Annotated in this window: 1 pseudogene; it reads left to right on the plus strand. The window is 54.6% G+C overall.

What is annotated here, in order from left to right:
* A pseudogene (locus EZM41_RS07290) lies at nt 1–134 on the plus strand (ATP-binding cassette domain-containing protein); the annotation flags it as partial.
* Nucleotides 135–269 lie beyond the last annotated feature (135 nt).

The raw sequence follows: 269 nt of genomic DNA on the forward strand, positions 1-269 counted from the left end.
CGCAGCTCTCCGGCGGCCAAAGGCAACGCGTGGCAATAGCCAGGGCCTTGGCGATGGACCCCAAAGTGATGCTCTTTGACGAACCCACTTCAGCGCTGGATCCTGAGATGATAAAAGAGGTCTTGGATGCGATGAAGTCAAATTCACCAACCCTGAGTGTGCCTGAAGGATATGCTCCAATGGGAGAGGGTCGCGTTCCGGTCTGACATATGCTCTATTAGAACTACAACCCAAAGGGGAAGGGGCTTCCCGACGCCGAAGACAAGACA

Origin of the sequence: Acetomicrobium sp. S15 = DSM 107314, from assembly GCF_016125955.1 — a bacterium.
GTDB lineage: Bacteria > Synergistota > Synergistia > Synergistales > Thermosynergistaceae > Thermosynergistes > Thermosynergistes pyruvativorans.